Origin of the sequence: Staphylococcus sp. FSL K6-3157, assembly GCF_038005145.1 — a bacterium.
GTDB classification, from domain to species: Bacteria; Bacillota; Bacilli; order Staphylococcales; family Staphylococcaceae; genus Staphylococcus; species Staphylococcus equorum.
This window is the reverse complement of sequence record NZ_JBBOSM010000001.1, coordinates 2,711,118-2,733,194: the sequence shown is the minus strand read 5'-3', so window position 1 is coordinate 2,733,194 and position 22,077 is coordinate 2,711,118. Positions and strand designations below refer to the sequence as shown.

General features: G+C 31.7%; 17 protein-coding genes and 2 pseudogenes. 8 read left to right on the top strand and 11 right to left on the bottom strand.

All coding sequences use genetic code 11. The annotated features are described in order from the left end of the window. Positions 1–102: 102 nt before the first annotated feature. The 4 genes from MHB47_RS13160 to MHB47_RS13145 form a co-directional block, all read right to left on the bottom strand. Complete coding sequence (locus MHB47_RS13160) at positions 103–720, bottom strand: flavodoxin family protein (RefSeq protein ID WP_340757192.1); 618 nt, start codon at positions 718–720, stop codon at positions 103–105. 72 nt (positions 721–792) lie between these two features. Next, positions 793–1,500 carry a peroxiredoxin gene (locus MHB47_RS13155; protein ID WP_340757190.1) on the bottom strand — a complete coding sequence of 236 codons (708 nt, stop codon included), beginning with the start codon at positions 1,498–1,500 and terminating at the stop codon, positions 793–795. Further along, a complete protein-coding gene (locus tag MHB47_RS13150; protein ID WP_340757188.1) occupies positions 1,490–1,882 on the bottom strand; it encodes a hypothetical protein in 393 nt (130 codons plus the stop codon). Before MHB47_RS13150 ends, MHB47_RS13155 begins: the two co-directional genes overlap by 11 nt. A 353-nt stretch (positions 1,883–2,235) precedes the next feature. Then, positions 2,236–3,384 carry an alcohol dehydrogenase catalytic domain-containing protein gene (locus MHB47_RS13145; protein WP_277580557.1) on the bottom strand — a complete coding sequence of 383 codons (1,149 nt, stop codon included), beginning with the start codon at positions 3,382–3,384 and terminating at the stop codon, positions 2,236–2,238. 311 nt (positions 3,385–3,695) lie between these two features. Here MHB47_RS13145 and MHB47_RS13140 point away from each other — a divergent pair, with 311 nt between their 5' ends. From MHB47_RS13140 to MHB47_RS13130, 3 genes are all read left to right on the top strand, one after another. After that, a complete protein-coding gene (locus MHB47_RS13140) occupies positions 3,696–3,818 on the top strand; it encodes a hypothetical protein (protein ID WP_340757186.1) in 123 nt (40 codons plus the stop codon). Positions 3,819–4,058: 240 nt separating this feature from the next. Continuing rightward, complete coding sequence (locus MHB47_RS13135) at positions 4,059–11,603, top strand: amino acid adenylation domain-containing protein (protein ID WP_340757184.1); 7,545 nt, start codon at positions 4,059–4,061, stop codon at positions 11,601–11,603. Between the two features lie 146 nt (positions 11,604–11,749). Further along, on the top strand, positions 11,750–11,833 hold the full coding sequence (locus MHB47_RS13130) for a hypothetical protein (protein WP_445684163.1): 84 nt from the start codon (positions 11,750–11,752) through the stop codon (positions 11,831–11,833). 362 nt (positions 11,834–12,195) lie between these two features. On the opposite strand, the pseudogene MHB47_RS13125 reads toward MHB47_RS13130, so the two are convergent. The 3 genes and pseudogenes from MHB47_RS13125 to MHB47_RS13115 all read right to left on the bottom strand — a co-directional run. Next, positions 12,196–12,480, bottom strand: a pseudogene (locus MHB47_RS13125) (recombinase family protein); the annotation flags it as partial. A 155-nt stretch (positions 12,481–12,635) separates the two neighbouring features. Continuing rightward, positions 12,636–13,181 (bottom strand): DUF1541 domain-containing protein, encoded by a 546-nt coding sequence (locus MHB47_RS13120; RefSeq protein WP_340757182.1) that lies wholly within the window; start codon positions 13,179–13,181, stop codon positions 12,636–12,638. A gap of 18 nt (positions 13,182–13,199) precedes the next feature. After that, positions 13,200–15,227, bottom strand: a complete 2,028-nt coding sequence (locus tag MHB47_RS13115) for a heavy metal translocating P-type ATPase (protein ID WP_445684159.1) — start codon at positions 15,225–15,227, stop codon at positions 13,200–13,202. A gap of 252 nt (positions 15,228–15,479) precedes the next feature. Here MHB47_RS13115 and MHB47_RS13110 point away from each other — a divergent pair, with 252 nt between their 5' ends. Further along, complete coding sequence (locus MHB47_RS13110) at positions 15,480–15,731, top strand: DMT family transporter (RefSeq protein ID WP_340757344.1); 252 nt, start codon at positions 15,480–15,482, stop codon at positions 15,729–15,731. Continuing rightward, positions 15,731–15,976: pseudogene (locus tag MHB47_RS13105) on the top strand (DMT family transporter); the annotation flags it as partial. The gene MHB47_RS13110 and the pseudogene MHB47_RS13105, both read left to right, overlap by 1 nt. 473 nt (positions 15,977–16,449) lie before the next feature. On the opposite strand, the gene MHB47_RS13100 reads toward MHB47_RS13105, so the two are convergent. The 3 genes from MHB47_RS13100 to MHB47_RS13090 all read right to left on the bottom strand — a co-directional run bounded on the left by MHB47_RS13100 (position 16,450) and on the right by MHB47_RS13090 (position 17,345). Next, positions 16,450–16,677 (bottom strand): hypothetical protein, encoded by a 228-nt coding sequence (locus MHB47_RS13100; RefSeq protein ID WP_340757180.1) that lies wholly within the window; start codon positions 16,675–16,677, stop codon positions 16,450–16,452. A 124-nt stretch (positions 16,678–16,801) separates the two neighbouring features. Then, positions 16,802–17,044, bottom strand: coding sequence for a hypothetical protein (locus MHB47_RS13095; RefSeq protein ID WP_340757178.1), 243 nt, complete (start codon positions 17,042–17,044; stop codon positions 16,802–16,804). A gap of 16 nt (positions 17,045–17,060) precedes the next feature. After that, entirely contained in the window at positions 17,061–17,345 is a 285-nt protein-coding gene (locus MHB47_RS13090) for a hypothetical protein (protein WP_340757176.1), read from the bottom strand. 187 nt (positions 17,346–17,532) lie between these two features. Here MHB47_RS13090 and MHB47_RS13085 point away from each other — a divergent pair, with 187 nt between their 5' ends. After that, positions 17,533–18,432 carry an Mph(C) family macrolide 2'-phosphotransferase gene (locus MHB47_RS13085; protein ID WP_340757174.1) on the top strand — a complete coding sequence of 300 codons (900 nt, stop codon included), beginning with the start codon at positions 17,533–17,535 and terminating at the stop codon, positions 18,430–18,432. 458 nt (positions 18,433–18,890) lie between these two features. Here MHB47_RS13085 and MHB47_RS13080 read toward each other — a convergent pair whose 3' ends face one another. Continuing rightward, the gene (locus MHB47_RS13080) at positions 18,891–19,421 is read right to left on the bottom strand and encodes an NAD(P)H-dependent oxidoreductase (RefSeq protein WP_340757172.1); all 531 of its coding nucleotides are present in this window, start codon (positions 19,419–19,421) and stop codon (positions 18,891–18,893) included. Between the two features lie 312 nt (positions 19,422–19,733). Between MHB47_RS13080 and MHB47_RS13075 the strand changes: the two genes are divergently transcribed. Both MHB47_RS13075 and MHB47_RS13070 read left to right on the top strand, forming a co-directional pair. Next, positions 19,734–21,140: a glycosyltransferase family 2 protein gene (locus tag MHB47_RS13075; protein WP_340757170.1), complete on the top strand. Its 1,407-nt coding sequence runs from the start codon at positions 19,734–19,736 to the stop codon at positions 21,138–21,140. Between the two features lie 566 nt (positions 21,141–21,706). Further along, a complete protein-coding gene (locus MHB47_RS13070) occupies positions 21,707–21,802 on the top strand; it encodes a type I toxin-antitoxin system Fst family toxin (protein ID WP_340757166.1) in 96 nt (31 codons plus the stop codon). The last annotated feature ends 275 nt before the right edge of the window (positions 21,803–22,077 follow it).

The following is a 22,077-nucleotide window of genomic DNA, read 5'->3' as shown; positions in this document are numbered from 1 at the left end:
AAATCTTGATATAAGCGCATTTTCAATTCAGTCAGCCACTGCCAATATAAAAATTGAGGCTGAGACATGTGATATGTCCCAGCCTCTTTTTGATATTATATTTTACAATTGGTTACCTTCATTGGGAATAGGATGATTCTTGAAAACTTTAGCTAAGTGCATTGTATTATAGGCGAGCATTTCAACGTGTTTTTTGGTAAATTCGTTTACGTGCTCGATGTCTAAATAAGAAGGGCCTGGGCCTGCTTCACCAACCCAATAAGCGTCAACATTTGGAGGTACTGTTAAGCCAATATGAGATAGGGCATATAGTATTGAAGCCGCGGCATTTTTTGCGCCATCTTCGTTACCAGTAATAATCGCACCGCCCACTTTATTATAAAAAATGGATTGACCGTCTTCATTGGTTAAACTTGTACTGCCATAAAGACGTTCAATGGCAAGCGTTGCGATACTACTTTTCTCACCTAGCCATAAAGGTGTACCAATAATTAAAATATCTGCGTTTTTAATTTTTTCTAAAATGAGGGGCCATTCGTCGTCACCACCCATATCATCAGAGATGCCATAAGAAATATTATAATCACTTAAACGAATCATCTCACTCGCTACATTTTCTTTATGATAGATGTCAGTGACTTCTTGCGCTAACCCTTCTGTATTGGATAGTTCATCGCCGTGTTTTAGAGATGCATTTAAAATAATTGCTTTCAAGGTCATAACTTTGCCTCCATTTTATCTTTTTATTTTGAATAATAGAGAGAAGTAATAACTCATCTTATTGTAGTAAGACTAATTGTTATATAAAAATGGGTTATAAAATTTTTTAGAGCTTTGTTCATCATCTTTTTCACAATAATACCAATTTTTACAGTCATAATTAGAATCTTTCATTTGTTTTTTAGCATCTTCTAACGTTTCTGGTGGGGTAGCTAATAAATTATCTCCCTTTTTCCAATTAGCAGGTGTGTTATCTCCTGTTTCATCAGAAATCTTAATCGCTCTAGTAACACGTAAGAGTTCATTGATATTACGGCCGGTAGTCATTGGATAGTAAATCATAGCGCGGACCACAGCATCGTCATCGATAATGAATACTGCTCTTGAGCTTTCTGTATTACCCGATTCAGGTGCCAACATACCATAGGTTTCTGATATAACCTTGTTGGAATCTGAAATTAGTGGGAACTCAATTTGTACATCAAAAGACTCTTCGATGCTGTTTAACCATGCCACATGTGAGGCAAGACTATCTACACTTAAACCAACCAGTTTCACACCTAAATCTTGAAATTCCGAATACTGGTTTTGTAACGCTACAAACTCCGAAGTGCAAACTGGCGTAAAATCAGCTGGATGGGCAAATAAAATCATCCAGTCATTTTTGTAATCATCTAAAGTTATTTCCCCTTGTGTGGATTGCCCTTTAAAAAACGGGGCTTTTTCGCCAATGCGTGGCAGACGTTTTGTGTCGGAATGTAAATCTGAATTAAGTGGCATGTACATCACCTACAGTTGAAGAATGGTTGAAAAACTTCACTTGCATTTTATTTATATTTAAATTAAATAATGGCGTATTTTGATCGCCAACGATTTTGAATTCTGTCTTAAGATAAGAATTATTTTGATCAAAAGAATATTTCACTATATATTTATCGCCATCTTTAAAATACTCGTATTTGTAAAAAGTAGTTACTAAACGTGTGAGTTTTTTTAAGTATTTATCTTTTATATAACGATTTACACCAAGGTGTCCTGTTTTTATATATAGTTTTTTTCTTAAAAGAGATAAATCTTTAGGGCATAATAAACTACAAAATAACTCTGGATCTTTTTTAATAATACTTTTTATAAAATCTTCTATACATTGTTCTATTTTCATAATTATCACACCTAAACTTTGAATTTTATATCGTAGCTTTGGAATTGAAAATTTAAAACTGTAATGGAAATTGTTAAAAAGGTTAAAAAAGTCGTTTATACAAAAGGAATATATTGAGTCGTTTATTTATAGACACGAATTTTTAAAATAATATCGTAGATTGAGGAAATGTGCTTATTTTTTATGACATTATAAAATGTTCATTATAGTGTATATATTCCACTATTTTAATATATTAAACTTTTCGCAATAAATACGTATTATATTAATTGTTTTGTGTAGCAATTAAAAATGCTCCCCAATTCTTTGTGAATTGGGGAGACATTATTTATTAGATGAAATCTTTGTTTTGTTTAAGGTTTTAAAATCACTTTAATATTATTATCTTTTTTCTGATCGAAAATTTCATAAGCTTCTGCCGCTTTATCTAATGGCATAGTATGTGTAAGAATGTCAGTTGGATCAAATGTACCTTCGCGAATCATCTCGTATAATTTAGGCATAAGATGAATCACTGGCGCTTGACCTGTCTTAACTTGGACATTACGGTTGAAAATCAAATTGAGTGGGAAATCATCAGCTGGCGTGGCATAGATACCTGTTAATTGAATCGTACCGAATTTACTTACAGCTTCTGCGGCAGTATCAATGGGACTGATTGTGCCACGTTGTGCAGAATCTGGACTCAAGTCACGTTCAGATGCTTTGACTTGTCCATCCATACCTACACAATCAATTACGATATCCGCACCGCCATGCGTAGTATCACGCAGTAACTTACCGATTTCTTTTTCTTTATCAAAATTATAGATTTCGACTTGGTTATATTCTTTGGCATGTTGCAGTCTGTGCTCAATATTATCTACAGCGATGATACGTTTCGCACCTTTAAGTTTTGCGAATTTTTGTGCCATAAGGCCAATTGGACCACAACCTAAGATGACAACTGTATCACCTGATTTAACACCAGAATGTTCTACACTCCAATATGCAGTAGGTGCGACATCAGATAAAAATAAAACATCTTCATCTTTCATATCATTATCTGGAACGATAAACGAAGAAAATTCTGCATAAGGGACTCTTAAATATTCAGCTTGGCCGCCCCAATGGTTACCATGCATACTGCCGAAACCAAACAAACCACCATTATCCATTTGCCAATTCGCTTGCTCTTGATTTGAATTATCACACTGTGATTCCATTTCGTGATTGCAATAGTAACAATCACCACAGCCTATATTAAAAGGAATCACTACACGATCACCTTTTTTGAGTTTTTTAACGTCTTTACCAACTTCTTCAACAATGCCCATTGGCTCATGGCCAATGACAAACCCTGGGTCCATCATTAAATCACCTTGATGATATAAATGTAAATCAGAACCACAGATGCCCGATGCTGTTATTTTAATAATAGCGTCTGTTGAATCCTCAATCTTTGGGTCATTGACTTGCTTAACTTCCATTTGTTTTTGACCTTGAAAAGTAACAGCTTTCATAAATAACGCCTCACAATTTTCATAGAATTTCTCGTGATCAAGTGGCATAAATATAATCTGTTTCTTTCAATACATTCCCGTCGCCTATATGACTAAACTTTATGGAAGTATAAAGAAGGAGAATGTTATAGTTTGTTTGTTGAGTATTGAAATAAATATGAGTGATTTGGTATGTCAGGCACAAGTAGACAAGCAACATTTGGAGGTATCATGTGTAAATGACTTAAGACTGTAGAGTAAGAAAATCAGAGAAAGCGATAAAACAATCATTTTTGTAATTACTGAAAGAAGTACATTTTGAAGATACCAACGTGCAACACCTTATTGTTTTAGTAGATATTAACCGAGCTACATTTTATGCGTGTTATGTAGATAAATATGATTTATTAGAAAGTATGGAAAATGAAAAAATAGATGCGCTTCAAACATTATAGGAATGCGGTAGAAGCACCAAAAGCACTGAAGAAATTATATATAAGAGAACAGTTGGGGTAGCGAGCACCTATGAATTAGGGCGATCGGGTTATCTATGGACTTTCTATTCATTATTTGTATTATAACATCATAGTGTAGAGGGGTGAAAAATGATAGGCTATCTAAGACTTTTGTTTAAGTTATATTATGTATAATTACATGTTAATATTACGTAGATTGAAAATATGGAGGTTAAGTTAATGGCAGAGTATATATTATCTGAAGCGCAACGTGAAATTATTCAATTAGAAGAATATTATGAAAATACTAGCATTAATAATATAGCAGGAATTGTTAATATTAAAGATAATGTGAAAATATCAGAAATTGACAAATCGCTAAACAATTTAATAAAAACACATGAGAGTTATAGAATTAAAATTAAAAAAGTGAACTCCGAATATAAACAATATATTGATGAATATAAAAGTAAAGAATTTGATTATATTGATTTTAATAATAATCAAAAGGGTTTTGATGAATGGGTTAATACACAGGTGAAAGCAAATATATTTGCTTTGAATAGCGACTTATTTAAATTTGTGATTTTAACACTCCCTAAAGGAGATGTTGGAATATTATTATTACAACATCATGTTATTTCAGACGGATGGAGTATGACTATAGCTGGAAATACATTATGCGAATCTTTAATATACGGGAACGAAAATAAAAATGAAAATTTTGAGTATACGTATTTAGATTGTGTTAAGGATGAAATGAATTATAAAAATTCATCAAGGTTCGAAAAAGATAAACAATTCTGGTTTGAAAAGACAGAAAATTTAGAAGATAATGAGTTATTTGAAAAAAAACGGGTGAATAATGCCCAAGGAGATAGGCTGAATTATAGATTATCAGACACATACACACATAAAATAATGGAGTTTTGTGAAAGTAACAAATTAAGTATTAGTAATTTGTTTTCTGCTGCTATGTTGATTTTAAAATATAAAAAAACTTTAGCAAATAAAAACTCAATTGGAATAGCATTACACAATAGAAACAAGCAGTTTGAAAAGAAAATGACAGGGGTTTATTCAAGAGTCTTACCTATAATAGTTGAAATTGATAAGAAATCATCTATCAATGAATTTTTAGGGACAATGAAAAAGGAAACTTTCAAAGTATTGAAACATAGAAAATTCCCGAATAGTTATATAGTAGAAAATAGTGGTAACGCAAAAGGATTGCTAGACTTCGTGGTTTCGTTTCAGAACACTCAGCACAATCCTGATTTTATAAAAAAAGGTTATTCGGAGGAATGGTTAGATTCCGGCACAACCAATGCTCCATTGGGCCTAAATATAAGCAATAGGCATGGAGAAGATAAGCTAGAAATAGATTACGATTACCAGGTAGACGTTGTTAGTAAAAAAGAAGTTGTGACATTACACACAAATATTATAGAAATTTTAAATGTAATATTAGAGAATCCAAGACAAAAAATTAGTGAAATAGAGATCATTGCAGAAGAAGAAAAGTCACTCATTTTACATGATTTTAACAATACACAAGTAGCACTAAATAATAATCAGACATTTGTTGAATGTTTTGAGCAACAAGTAGAAAAAACACCAGAGAAAAAGGCAATTACTTACGAAGGTAAAAGTCTGACTTATCAAGCGTTGAACGCTAAAGCGAATCAAGTCGCGCATCAATTGCGACATGAAGGCGTAAAACCGAATCGTCTTGTAGGTATAATGACAAATCGACATTTAGAAATGATAATTGGTATTTACGGTATTCTAAAAGCAGGCGGTGCTTATGTACCAATCGATCCAAACTATCCAACTGAACGTATTAATTATATTTTGAGTGACAGCAACCCCCATACGTTATTAACAGATCGAATTTTAGACACCTCTATTGAATTTAATCAAACAGTTATAAATTTAATGGAAAATATAAGCACATCAATACAACCAACCGAGAATCAATCACACGTCACAGATGTATCTAATTTATTATGTGTTATTTACACATCTGGTACAACAGGTAAACCCAAAGGCGTTATGGTACCTTATAAAGGTGTGATGAATAATCTTAATAGAAGAATTAAGCGATTTGATATTAGTAGTGACGATAACATTTTATTCAAAATGCCATTTACCTTTGATCCGTCAATATGGGAAATATTTGGATGGGCCATGGTTGGTGCACAAGCAACGCTTTTACCTTCCGGTGAAGAAGGGGATCCAGAAACAATTACTTCATTAATTCAAACATCTAAGGTAACGATAGCTGTATTTGTACCCTCTATGTTTAATCCATTTATCAATTACATTAAGTCGACAAAACAAGCACACTTGCTTTCTAGCTTAAGCTACGTCTTAGTTGGTGGTGAAGCAGTGAAACCAGAATTAGTGAATCAATTTAATGAGGCGATTGGTAAAAAAAATAATACACAATTAATTAATGTATACGGCCCTACCGAAACTACGATTGATGTGACAAATTTTGATTGTGAAAATAATGTTATCTATGAAGCTATTCCAATTGGTCAACCTATTGCGAATACGCAAGCGTATATTATGAACGAAGATAATAATCTCGTGGGCATTGGTACGCCAGGAGAGCTTTGTATCGGGGGTGCAGGTGTAACTGACGGTTACTTAAATCGCCCTCAATTAACGAAAGAAAAGTTCATTGATAACCCATTTGGTGAAGGGAAATTATATCGTACAGGTGATTTGGCGAAATGGCAGGAAGACGGAAATATTATATGTTTAGGGCGTATCGATGACCAAGTGAAAATACGTGGTTATCGAATTGAACTTGGTGAAATTGAAAGTACTTTACGTCAAAATGAGGACATCATAGATGTGGCGGTCATTGCCAAACCAATGGGCGGGGAAGAACTAGCGATTTGTGCTTACTTAGTTTCAGACAAACAAATACCGTTTGATGATATTAAAACAAAGTTAAGTGCAAAATTACCGAATTATATGGTTCCATCATACTTGGCACAAATCGAAAAATTACCAGTAACATCTAACGGTAAATTAAATATAAAACAATTACCTGAAATTAAAATTGAAAGTAAATCGTATGTTGCGCCTAGAAATAATACAGAAGTGATGCTTACTAAGATATTTGAAAATGTCTTGAATATTGAACGTGTAAGTATTGATGATAACTTCTTTGAAATGGGTGGTCATTCACTTAAAGCAATTAGCGTTATAAATGAAATTGAAAGTGAAATCGGTGTTCGTTTACCCTTAAAAATTATGTTTGACTATGAAAAAGTGATACAACTCGCAAAAGTGATAGACGATTATGATAGTGATGCGCATACACAAAGTATTCCACAAGCTGAAACAAAACCGTATTATTTGGCATCTTCACCACAAAAACGGTTATATATTTTAAATGAAATGATAGATAATCAAACGGCGTATAACATGCCAGGAATGTTTGAAATCCAGGGTTCAGTGGACGTTAAACGTGTTGAAAACACATTTCAAAAACTAGTAGAGCGCCATGAGGCGTTAAGAACGCACTTTGAAACAATTGATGGTACACCAGTTCAAGTAATCGAAGATGATATAACTATTAGTGTAGACTATGAAGACACATTGAATGTTGATTATGACAGGCTTTCAAAAGATTTTGTGAAACCGTTTAATTTAGCAAAAGCACCTTTATTAAGAGTAAAGCTAGTGAAAATTGCTGCACAGCGTTATATGTTGTTGTTTGATATTCATCATATTATTTCAGATGGTTTCTCTATTACCTTGTTTATGAAAGAATTTTCAAAATTGTATCAAGATCATCCATTAGAAAAACTAAAAGTGCAGTACAAAGACTATAGTGAATGGATGCATTCTCATGACTTAAGTAATCAACGTGCGTTTTGGTTATCTCAATTTGAAGATAAAGTACCGGTTTTAGATTTACCCTGTGATTATACAAGATCAGATCAGCAAAGTTTTGAAGGTCGAACAATTACTGTAAATATGCCTAAGGAAACAAAATTTGCGATTAGCCAGCTATCACAAGCAACAGGTAGTACAGATTATATGATTTTACTAACATCTTTTATGACTTTACTTCATAAGTATAGTCGTCAAGAAGACATTGTCATTGGTAGCCCAATTTCTGGCCGAATACATAAAGACACTCAAGGTGTATTCGGTATGTTCGTTAATACCCTTGCGATGCGTGGTTATCCAGAAGGTCATAAGTCATTTCATCAATTATTAGCGGAAATTAAAGACTTATCATTAAAAGCTTTTGATAACCAAGAATATCCGCTAGAAGCATTGGTAGAGGAAGTTGTAGACAAACGTGATTTAACACGTAATCCATTATTTGATGTGATGTTCACCTTACAAAACAATGATTACTCAATGTTTACAGTCAATGATTGGTCAGTTAACCAAAAAGAACTATCAACTTCGAGTGCCAAAGTTGATTTGAATATGAGTGTAGTTGAGGACAGTGGCTATAAAATTTCATTAGAGTTTTCAGATAAATTATTTAATCAAGCGACCGTAAAACGTATGTTAGAACATTATTTAGAAATTTTATCTAATAGTGTTCAAAATCCTGAACAAAAAATTAGCGATATAGAAATGATTACAAAGGAAGAAAGAAAAACGCTACTTCATGACTTCAATGACACACAAGTAGATTTAAATAATTCACAAACATTTGTGTCACGCTTTGAAACCCAAGTAGCGAAAACGCCTAATAAAATGGCGGTCACTTACGAAGGTGAAAGTTTGACTTATCAAACATTGAACGCTAAAGCGAATCAAGTCGCACATAAATTACGACACGAAGGCGTCAAACCGAATAGTCTCATAAGTATAATGACTAATCGTCATTTGGAAATGATTATTGGAATTTACGGTATATTGAAAGCAGGAGGAGCCTATGTACCCATTGATCCTAATTATCCAAGTGACCGTATCAATTATATTTTGAATGATAGTAAACCCATAGTCATGTTAACGGATCAACCTATCGACCATTCTATTGTATATAACGGTGTGATCATTGATGTGACGGATAAAGCGATGTTTGAAGAGTTACCAACCGACAATTTACTCAATGTTACAGATGTATCAGACCTGATGTATGTTATCTATACATCGGGGACGACGGGTAAACCCAAAGGAGTGATGGTTTCAAACGAAGGTGTAATGAACCGCCTTAACTGGATGATTAATCAATATAATATTGGTGAAAAAGATGTAATTCTTTTCAAGACTCCTTTTACCTTTGATGTTTCTGTATGGGAAATTTTCGGCTTTTCGTTGGTTGGTGCGCAATTAACCCTGTTACCTTCAGGGGAGGAAGGTAACCCAGAAAAAATAAATTCTTTGCTTCAGATATCTGGAATAACAATCGTTCACTTTGTACCTTCTATGTTTAATGCATTTATTACTTACGTTGAGTCAACGAAACAAGCGCACTTACTTTCTAGTTTGAGATATATTTTAGCTAGTGGCGAAGCATTGAAAACAGAATGGGTGAATCAATTTAATGAATCAATAGGCAACGAAAACAGAATACAATTAATTAATTTATATGGTCCGACTGAAACTACTGTTGAAGTGACGCATTTCGATTGTGAGAATAATGTTATCTATGAAGAAATACCAATTGGTCAACCAATTGCAAATATACAAGCCTATATTATGAATTCAGATAAGAATCTCATGGGCATTGGTGTACCAGGTGAACTGTGTATTGGCGGTGTTGGTGTGACAAGAGGATATTTAAATCGTCCTGATTTAACATCAGAAAAATTCATCGACAATCCATTTGGTGAAGGTAAATTATATCGTACAGGTGACTTAGCGAAGTGGAGTGCTACAGGTGATGTAGAATATCTCGGTCGTTTAGATGAACAAGTGAAAATCCGTGGTTATCGTATTGAATTGGGTGAGATTGAAAGCTTATTACGTCAAATCGATTTTATTTCTGATGTTGCAGTAGTTGCTAAACCAATGGCAGGAGAAGAATTAGCGATTTGTGCTTACTTAGTTGCAGACGAGCAAATCGATTTTTATGATATCAAAACGCAGTTAAGTAAAAAATTACCAGGTTACATGGTTCCGTCGTACATGAGTCAAATCGATATATTACCTGTAACATCAAATGGTAAATTAGATAAAAAGAAATTACCTGAAATTAAAGTTGAAAGCAAGACTCACGTTGAACCTACAAATGATGTAGAAAGAATGCTTGCTAGTATTTTTGAAAACGTTTTAAATATTGAACGCGTAAGTATACACGATAACTTCTTTGAAATAGGAGGACATTCACTTAAAGCGATTGGTGTTATAAATGAAATTGAAAGTGAAATCGGTGTTCGTTTACCCTTAAAAATCATTTTTGAAAGACCAACAGTTTTACAATTGGCTGAAGTTATAAAAAATAGTGCCAACGATAAGAATATTCAAGATATTCCAAAAGCTGAAGATAAGCCATTTTACTATATATCTCCAATACAACAGCATATATATATATTAAATAAAATGGTAGATAGCCAGACGACAGCATATAATATGCCTGGAATATTTGAAATTAAAGGTAATGTAGATATTGAACGCGTACAATATGCGTTTCAATCTTTAATTAATCGACATGAGACGTTAAGAACGCGCTTTGAAACGATTGATGGAGAAACTATTCAAGTAATCGAAGATAATACACAGATTAGGGTAGACTATGAAGAAAAATCAAAAATTGATTATGACGTACTGTCAGAAGATTTTGTAAAACCGTTCAATTTAACACAAGCACCATTATTAAGAGTTAAAGTAGTGAAATGTGATGAACAACGTTATATTTTATTATTTGATATCCATCATATTATTTCAGATGGCGTATCTATCAATAATATTATTAAAGAATTTTTAAAATTGTACCAAGGTCATACTTTAGAAAAAATGAAGCTACAGTACAAAGATTACAGTGAGTGGGTTAAAAACCGTGATTTAAGTAAACAACGCACGTTCTGGTTATCACAATTTGAAGATAAATTACCTGTTTTAGATTTACCTTTAGATTACTTAAGACCAAAGCAACAGACTTTTGAGAGTAAAACAATCGCTGTAAACATGCCAAATGAAACGAAACTTGCAATTAATAGACTTGCACAAACAACCGGCAGTACTGACTATACAATTTTATTAACATCATTAATGATTTTACTTCATAAATATACTCATCAAGAAGATATAGTAATTGGTAGTCCTGTTTCGGGACGTACACATAAAAATACCGAAGAAGTGATAGGTGCATTTTTTAATAGGCTCGCGATGCGTGGTTATCCAGAGGGTAATAAATCATTCAATCAATTATTATCGGAAATTAAAAGCTTATCATTAAAAGCTTTGGATAACCAAGATTATCCTATTGAGAAATTGAAAGATGAAGTGATGGAAAAACATGGTTTAACACGTAACACATTGCATGATGTAGCGTTTGCATTTCAAAATTTTAATAATCAATCATTTAAAATAGATGGTTGGGAAATTGAAGAAAAAGAAGTTTCTGACACAAATGTTAAATTTGATTTACACATGATAATTGAAGGCGATGAAGCTTATAAAGTATCATTAAAATATGCGAATGAATTATTTGATCCAATAACAATTCAACGTATGTTGAATAAATTTATAGATATATTGGATAGTGTTACAAAAGACCCTGGACAAAAAATAAGCGAAATTGAAATATCGAACAAAGAAGAAAAACGTGATCGTGATAATGAAACGCAAGTTTAATATACATCATTTTATTAAATAAAAAGAATGTGCAGAAAATGACAGATATTCTTGTTAAATGAATTGTAATATCATAGAGTGTGGAAATGCAAAATCAATATCTTATGTAAGTAGAAACTGTTATTACACTTGGATGATATGGTGCAATATTCTGGATGTGGTTGGCTGAATTATTAGGTACAGATACAAAATATGTAGTAGTATTATTAGCAATGAAATTCTGTTTATGACATTATATATATAACTACTACTTTTATTGAAATAGTAACGAATTTGAAAACAATTTGGATAATAGCAAAAAGTGAAAATAGGACTTAGATTTAATGAGAATATACGCATATAAGTAAAACTTGGTAATTTTCAAATAATATATACATTATTTTTAATGTAAGGAGGTGATTATATGACAGCTACACCTTTGCTTTTGAAAGTGCTTGAACTGATTGAAAAGTCTTTTCTATAAACATAAGTTATTGTTTTGATTAAAGTTGAATATTCCTATTTTCATTAGAAAATGAACGCTATTTTATTTAGTAGTAAATGAGCCCTTACAGTATATAACTGAAAGGGCTCATGATAATTCGGTCTATTTTTAATATAAAGTTGAAAAAGCTTTCTTAAACCCTATAATAACTTCTTTAAATTTTGATGTAATTTTTAGTTCATCATATAAAACTTTGATTTCTCTTTTCTTGTGGTCAGGTAATGATGGATGACCGTCCACCTTTTCTACTTCTTGCTCATGCTGCTTCTAATCTTTTTTAGTTGGTTCACTTAATAAGTTAGCTTCAAGTTCAGCAAATACACTCATCATGGTAAAGAACATCTTGCCCATTGCATCTTTTGTTGTATGTCCAAGACGATCTAGTTTATAGACTTAAATAACCAAGAAAATCTTCTTAATAAATTAAATAGATTTTATATTGTTGGTTAAATTAATGGTTTAGATATAAAAATGGACTGTTGTTTTCAACAGTCCATTTTTAAAAGTATATTCTTAAAGGATTAATTTATAGGTGTTAATAATACGTTTTAACGGGATTTAAGTTCATCACTTGTCATCCATTTATGATTTTTTACCATCTTGTCATTTTCAGTTGATTTATAATCAACTACATAAACAGTTGTCTTATTTACATCATCTATTTTTGCTTCTGCGCCCTTCATACCAGGCATGTGGTCAGCTTCTAATTTAACTGTATCACCTTTCTTAAATCCATTTTCAGGGGCGTCGGCAACTTCTTCGTTAACGACCCATTTATGGTTTTTCACTTTTTCATCGCCATTTGTAGGTGTATAGCTTACGACATAAGCGTAAGTTTCATAAGCACCATTCACAGTACCTTGGGCGTTTTTCATACCAGGCATGTGTCCTGCTGCAATAGTAACTTCATCACCTTTTTTAAATGTACTTTCTTCTGTGCGCTTCATATCCTCTGGAACTTTACTTTCACTTTTATGTTCCATATGTTCCTCGTGTTTTTGATCTTTAGAATCTTTTTCTTCTTCACTGCCATTTGAGCAAGCTGATAATACGAGCCCTGATGCTAATATAATAAAGCTTAATTTTTTAATCATAATTTAAACCCCTATCATTTATTTTAATTTTAAAGTAAAAGCGTTAATTGCTACGATAACTGTACTTAAAGACATGAGTATTGCACCTATAGCTGGCGATAATATTAAACCAATAAAAGCTAATATACCTGCTGCAAGAGGGACAGCAATCACATTATATCCTGCACCCCACCATAAATTTTGAACCATTTTTCTCATCGTATTTTTAGAAAGAGTTAAGAAATTAATAATATCGGATGGATTACTTTTAACGAGTATGACATCACCTGATTCAACAGCTACATCTGTTCCTGCTCCAATTGCCATACCAATATCTGCTCTAATAAGACTAGGTGCATCATTGATACCATCGCCGACCATCATTACTTTACTACCATTGTTTTGGTAATCTTGAATAATATTTTCTTTATCTTCAGGCATTAATTGTGCATGTACATCACGAATACCTAATTCTTTAGCAACTGTTTGCGCCACTTCTTTATTATCGCCTGTAAGCATGACTGGCGTAATATCTCTTGATAATAAGTCTGAAACCACTTGTTTTGAACTTGCTTTGATTTTATCGCCTTGTGCAATAATACCAATTACTTGTTGATCATGAATTAAATAACTAACAGAGTTACCTTGTTGAGCTAGAAGTGTAAATTGTTCTTTTTTATAATCGAAATTGTTTTTATCCAGGTAAGAAGCATTCGTTATTTTGAGTGTTTTATTATCAACTTTCCCTGCTAATCCTACACCTGGAATATTATTAACTTCTTGAGGGCTAGAATATGAAATGTTTTTCTCTTTAATAAAATCAATAATACCATTAGCAAGTGGATGATTAGAGCTACTTTCTAATGAAGCAAACAAACTCAATACTTCTTCATTGTTTAACTCGTCTGTAAAACTTTCATAGTGATTAACCGAAAAATTGCCTTCAGTTAGCGTTCCAGTTTTATCCATCATGATGTAATCAATATGTTGAGCGATTTCTACAGATTCTCGGTTTTTTATGATTAAGCCATTATGTGCGCCTATAGAAGTAGAACGTGCTGTAACTAATGGAATTGCCAATCCCAATGCGTGTGGACAAGCAATGACTAATACAGTTACGAGTCGTTCAAGTGCGAAATCAACGTCTTTTTGAATTAGCATCCATACAATGAAGGAAATCAAACCAATACTTACTGCAAAATAAAATAAATACCCCGCAACTTTATCTGATAGTAATTCAGCTTTTGATTTATCATTTTGAGCTTGGTTAACAAGTTCCATAACTTGGGATAAGTAACCATTTTCACCAGTAGCTGTCACTTTAACTTGTATTGTTCCTGAACCATTGATAGAGCCGCCAATAACATCGTCATTATGCATTTTAGAAACTTTTTTTGATTCACCAGTAACTAATGATTCATCAATTGATGTCTGTCCCTGAATAATTATGCCATCTGTAGGTATACTTTCACCAGCTCTAACTTCAACGATATCATCGATATTGATGTCTCCAATTTTAACTTCATGACGTTGATCATCGTCCGTAATTTTAACTGCAGTATTAGGTAACAGTTCTGCCATTTTTTTCAATGCATTCCCGGCATTACCTACTGCATCCATTTCAATCCAGTGACCTAATAACATAATTAAGATTAATGTTGCTAATTCCCAGAAAAAATCCATTGTATGAGTCGATGAACTACTAAAGTTATTCATATAAAAAGCGTATAAACTATAGATATAAGCTACTGAAATACCTAGAGCAACTAGTGTCATCATTCCAGGTTTTTTAGTTGAAATTTCATCTCTAGCTCCTGATAAAAATGGCTTGCCTCCATAAAAGAATAAAATAGTAGCAAGGATTAATACAATCCAATCTGAACCTGTAAATGAAAATTGAAACGGTAATTTAACGCCCATCATCGGCGATAGAATAATAATAGGTATCGCAAAAATCAAAGAAATAAAAAATTTACTTTTAAAATTACCATGATGGTGATGTGCATGGTCACCATGATTCTCATGTTCTTGATGATTATGATTTTGGCCTGTTTCTTTATTATTCACAATATCCCCCCTGAGTTTACTTTCTAGTAATAGGATAGTATGAGTGTAACATATACGGGGTGGGGGTATGAATATTTTTGCTTTTTCTTGTATTTTTCAGAGTAAAAATAGTGAAGGAACTAATATCGTATTATGTAATAATAACTTTCAAAACACTACTTAAAAATTATAATTAGTGTTTTGAACTAATATAAAAATTGTTATTTTAATACTCGATAAACTGTAGAATGAGTCACTCCTGTTTGATTAGCAATCTCTTCGCTTGTATGTTTCTGTTTATTGACGATTGCTGGTAAAAAATTACCAATTGGCACACTATATGCAGTTTTTGCCGGAATAGGCACAGCGGCCACAGTCTTAGCGGAAATGATTGTATTCGGAGAACCTACTATCCCGATGAAGATATTACTTATATCTACACTACTAGGTGGTGTTATCGGATTAAAATTAATAAGTAGCAAGGAAGAATTATCAGAATCTAATGAACAGGGAGAGTTTGTATAGTGTCTTGGTTAGCGTTAATAGTCGCAGGGTGTTTAGAAGTAGTGGGTGTATATAAAGTAAAAAGATTAGGAGAAAAACAAAAGTCAGCTCTTTATTATATGATTTTATTTTTTGGATTAAGCTTTCTGTTGTTATCTTATGCAATGAAAGAGATTCCAATGGGTATGGCTTATGCGATTTGGACAGGTATTGGCACTGTAGGTTCTGCTGTAATGGGGATGTATTGGTTTGGTGAACCAAAAGAATGAAAAAGGATGCTATGCATTGCGATTATTTTAATGTCCGCCATTGGTTTAAAATTAGCTGTTTAAAAGTATTGTCTTTTCCGGTCATAATGAGGGTTAGAGCGAAAGTTAGTTCAAATAGACAATTTTAGTCACGAGGATAAAATTATTATTAAAATAAAGGGTATTTAATAGCTTCATTATCAGAAGTTTTCAATATTCGTTTCTCTGTAATTTTGGGTAGTATAGCTATGTTTTATCTATTATATAACTTCTGTTTTATATAAAGAAAAACAGAGTGCGCAGAGAATAACCATTCCAACCTCTGATTGATTAAGAAGAATGGTTGTTTTTTATTCACTTAAAGCTTACGAGGCTTTCAAATGCAAAAAAGGTAACATGCTATTACATGTTACCTTTTTTGCATGTCATCGTATGTGATTGCTTAATTTGGTTTTTAATTCTAAATTTTAATAGGGAAAAGTAATTCAAAATCATCGAGAAAGTTTATGTTTCAATAATTTATTAATTAATATATTATTTTCATTATTAATATTATTTAACTTCAGTATTATAGAGTCGATTTCTGCATTGCTTAATTCTGAATCATAAGTAATTTCGATTGGTTGTAAATTATTGTTATTTTCTTTAACCCCCTCTATCATAAGGTTATTCATAACTTCTTCTAGCTTACCAGGTTGCAATAAAATATTATTCCCCATTATATTCCCACCTTTTTAAAATATATAGTTTTATATTACCCCCTTTTTAATCACTCTATACACTGTAGATTGACTTACGTCAGTTTTTTAGCAATTTTTTCACTCGTTACTCATAATATTTCGTCTATAGTTTTTTATGAAAATTATAACCGAGCCTATCAAAATACATAAACAAGAAATGTGCCGACAATAAAATATCAAATTCATTATCTATATAGGGTAGCTTTGGTAATGATGATTCTTTATAGGTTTCTGGGTGATGACTCATATCGTAACTACACTCTTCTAATGCTTGTATACGGTGTTTCTTTAAATCATTGATACTTTTAAAATAATCCCAAGTATAATTTGATTTTGATAATGCCATTTTTCTATCGTATGCTTTATATCTTCTCTACCTTTATTGTATAAAGCTGTAGTATTAAAAGCATTTGGGAAGACACGGTAAAGAAATGGAATATAGCTGAAACACCTATAGTTTTTAATTCTAGCTTTGGTCTTAATGAATCCAAGTGTGTAATTCCATATGGTGTTATGGCTGAAATAGATACTGTAAATAAAGAATTTAACATTATAAGCAATACTATTTCAGAATCATTTTCATAATGCTCAGGAAGTGCAATAGTTAATAGACACTCATTCCATAAATTTTTTTGTACCTCTTCCAAACCCATCTACTCGTATCGTTATCAATATCATTAATTGAGAAGTATTATCATTTATAATATCGTAACATGAAATACGTTTATACGTTATATCACAAAGTCTTACAGCTACCGTTTGCATATAAACTTCTTTTACATCAAGATAAAAATACGTTCACAAAAAATATAATAGAAATAAGGAGGAAATAAAATGACTCAACATAATGAAATCATTAAAATTGCAGAAAAATATCAATTACACATCAAATCTCAAACAATATCATTGAATGAATCAGGGCTAGATTTCCAAGTTGCATTTGGAGAAGATGAACACGGAATAGAGTGGGTTTTAAGACTACCAAGAAGACCTGACGTTTATAAACGAACAAAACCCGAAAAACAAATGGTAGACTTCTTACAAAAAAATGTTTCGTTTGAAGTACCGAATTGGAAAGTACATACAAAAGACCTTATTGCTTATCCAAAACTTACAGGCAAACCCGCAGCCACAATAGATCCAGAAATACAAAATTACGTATGGGAAATTGAACACAAACCAGTAACAAAAAATTTTATTAACACATTAGCTGAAACACTCGTAGATTTACACAACATACCAGAGGAAAATATTACCGCACACCATATAAATATCAAAACTATACAAGAAATAAAAAATGATTTTCAAAGAAGAATGAATAAAGTTAGAGAAACTTATGGCGTGGCAGATGGATTATGGAACAGATGGAAACAATGGTTAGAAAACGACGAACTGTGGCCTCGACGTGCAACCATGATACATGGAGACTTACATCCAGGACATATAATGGTAGATAACCAAGCAAATGTCACAGGACTCATAGACTGGACTGAAGCAACCTACTCCGATCCGTCAATGGACTTTATGGGATACCATCGTGTATTCGACGACGAAGGCTTAGAGCAACTCATAACAGCATACGGTAAAGCTGGAGGAGAAACATGGCCACGAATGAAAGAGCATATAATAGAACTCAATGCAGTATTCCCAATGTTTATCGCTGAGTTTGCTATGGAATCAGGAGAACCGGCGTATGAAAAAATGGCATTGCAAGAGTTAGGTATGGAAGAGTAGAAACATAAAATTTAGTCAGAAATAACAATGTGCTTTATAAGAATAATTAAATATACAGCAAAGGGTAGTGAATATCTACATTCTCTAACCACTGATTATCAAAAGTTATATAAATAAAGAACGTTTAAATACTTAATTTTTAAGTGAAATCAGTGATGACTAACTTACCTTTGGTTTCATTGCTTTTCAATTTTTTAAATTATCCTTCACATCGTTTTGCTTAAATAGCGATAATAATGACGTCTCGAGGAATTCATTATTATATATAAAATTTACCACATCATAATTAACATAACCTATGGTTATCGTAATCTATGCTAAAAGAGGCTTCCTTAAAAAGGAAGCCTCTTTTAAATTTCATAATCAAACTTTATATTTAGCGGTAATATAAGAAACTTATCAATTGCTTCGCTCTAAATAATAGCATCACTTAAATTTAATAAAGGTTTTAAGTATCTCTACGTCTTATTTTGATTTTGTTCTAAATGTTGGACAAAGTTTTGCAATTTATTGTTAGTCTCTGTATAAAAGAATTGACCATTTTCATCACGTAATCTTTTTCCTCCTGATAACAATAGCATGCCATCTTCATGAAGCTTTGGGTTGAGGAATTTTAAAAATGTAATCAAGTTATCATAACATGCGTCACCATGCGCACTGCTTACTATAAAAGAAACAGGCTTTTTATAAAGTATATTTGAGGCTAATAGCCATTCAATTGCATTTTTTAGAGTAGCTGGGACACCCCGAATATATTCAGGTGTTGCAATGACAATATGATCACTGTTGTCTAACTTAGCTATATATTCTTTTATAATCTTTGGATAATCTTCGTATTCTATACCAGAATGAAATAATGGAAAATCATATATTTCATCATATATTTCAAAAGTGTGTTCATCTGAGAGGTTCTGCTCTATATCAATTAACAACTTTTTGTTTAGTGAATTTTTACGTTTACTTCCACATAATGCTAAAAAACGGGTCATATTCAATTACAACTCCTTTATATTTCATACCTTAGCCACTATTAGCTTAACTAAAATTATACAAAAATTAATCTTACTTCACTAAACATTTGTTTCAGATACTTTACTTTCTAGTTTCTAAAGGAAATATTTTAATTTTATATGACTTTAAGTTTTATAAAAAAGTAATGACAAAAATTAAATATTTAGTATGCTTAAATAGTTATAATTTAAATATGGGGCAAGTAATTATAAATATAATAAAGAAGTGTAAAATTTCTTGAAGAATATATTATTAATTGTCACGTCTCATTTATTTGGAGTAGAGGAAAAATGGAAGTTATTAAAAGTAATCAAAAAAGCAAAAATATAAAAGTCAGTATTTTAATTAGTACATACAACAAAGGTAAATTTATTGAAAATACACTAAATAGTATTTTAAATCAAACTATGGATAAACATGATTTTGAGCTCATTGTTGTAGATGATTGTTCAACAGATAATACAGTAAGTATTGTATCTTCAAAAATCGAGTCATTTTCCAATTATAAGCTTGTACAATTAGATGAAAATTCAGGGACGCCAGCAAAACCTCGTAATTTATCAATTGATTTATGTCTAGGTGAATTCTTAATGTTTGTGGATGGTGATGATTGGTTGCCATTAGAATCCGTAGAAACTTTATATAATCTTGTGAAATTAAACAAGACAGACTATGCTACAGGTCTTACAAAGTATGTATATAATGACCGTGTCGGGCGTAGTGGAGTTGCATTATCCAAAATTTCACAAAAAAGTATAGATTTAAAAAATTTCAGAAAATCATTCTATCATTTAGCTCCTGCTGGAAGAATAATCAAAACCGATATAATAAAGAAAAATCATATTCGTTTTCCAGAAATGATATTTGCAGAAGATTTACAATTCTTTGCAGAAGTTTTCTTCAATATTGATAAACTAAGTACCACAAGCGAAGTTGTTTATTGTGCTAATCGATACACAGAAAATGTTTCCTTAGTAAAATCAAAAGAATCAACGACGTTAAATAGAATGAAATATCAAACAGAAGCGTATCGCTATTTATCAAATAAATACAAGGATAATAAAGTCTTTGAAAATTTATTATATCGATTAATAAACAAAGATATTTTAGATGCTAAATTTTACAAAAAAGGGTTTATAAAAGAGATTGATACGTTACTCCCAGCACTACAGAGCGCTTTAATTGAAATAGAGAAGGATTTTGATCCTAAAGCATTTTCAGATGATGAATTAAATCAAGAAGCGATAAAGTTGATTAAAGCGGGCGATAAGAAGGAAATTATAAAATTCATTAATTGGTATTTGCAAAAAGATAACGAAGATCTTTGCTTTGTGAAAAATAAAGCATATTATACATTTAATGGAAATTTATATAAAAAAAACATATATGCTTTTTTACATAGCTCATCTCATAAAAAGGGAAATGTGACTTTGAATCTGTACTCTAAAAACACTGATATAAAATATATAGAGATAAAAAGTAGAAAAAATCCTGAAAATTATAAAATTATAAAACTTAAAAAGAACCTTTTAAAACCAGGTGAGTATAAAGCTCAATTTCAAACGGAGAATCTTCCAAAAGGAAAAATAGCATTAACAGTCTTAGATGAATATTTGAATACTTCGGTTATTAAAACAAGAAAGCAATCAGGTTTATATGAAACAGTTAATGGTAATTTAGGTTTTATAAATAAATAGTATTATATAAAAATTATAAAACGCTAAAGTTCCGTTATGTAATTGATACAAGCAAGATGTAATATTTAAAAAATGATGGCCATATAATTTGGTCATCATTTTTTAATTTATTTTTAAGGGTTAATAGAATTTAATAGTAATAATTTAGTTGAAGTGTTTGAAAGAATCATAGCAAGTCGAAAAATATATTGAAGATACCAAATTATACAGATCAAGTTATTTGCACAAAATGGAATAGGATAGGTATTCACGATAATATATAACAGCGTGAATGATTTTATAGTAAACATTATTATCTAGTTTAGGAAAGGAACTAAAGATTTTGATGAACTGGCAAGTGTCATCAATTCTATATATGGTTAATGTTGAAAATATCAAAAATAAATGGATATGAGTTTGTACTCACGAGTTTCAAGATTTAAGCCACTTTGATAGTAAGCTAATAATTACTAAGTTAATATATTTCAACTTATCGAAAGCCAATATGTTTGCAGATTCTCAGGTGTATAATAATGGTGTCGCCTATCTCTCAGGCGTCTAATTGACGTAGAGAGGAGGTGTATAAAGTGACGCTTATTTTCGTTCACATCCTAGCGCCAGTCATCAGTGGCTGTGCCATAGCGTATTTTACTTATTGGCTAAGTAAGCGCAATAAAAAATAGGTGACATTAAGCCACACCAACAAAAATCCCCTCACTACTCGCAATAGTGAGGGGATTGGTGTATAAGTGAATACTTATTTTCGTTACATATATTATAACATCATAGCGGAGAGGAATGCAAGAAGAGAAGATTAATATTAGTTTATTTGTATAAAAATATAGTTAATTGTGTAATTATTCTGATTCTTTGTTACAATTAACAACAAATATTATTATGTTTATATAAAAGCGCTAACATTTAATGTTAGCGCTTTTAAAGTTTAAAGGGGGATTTT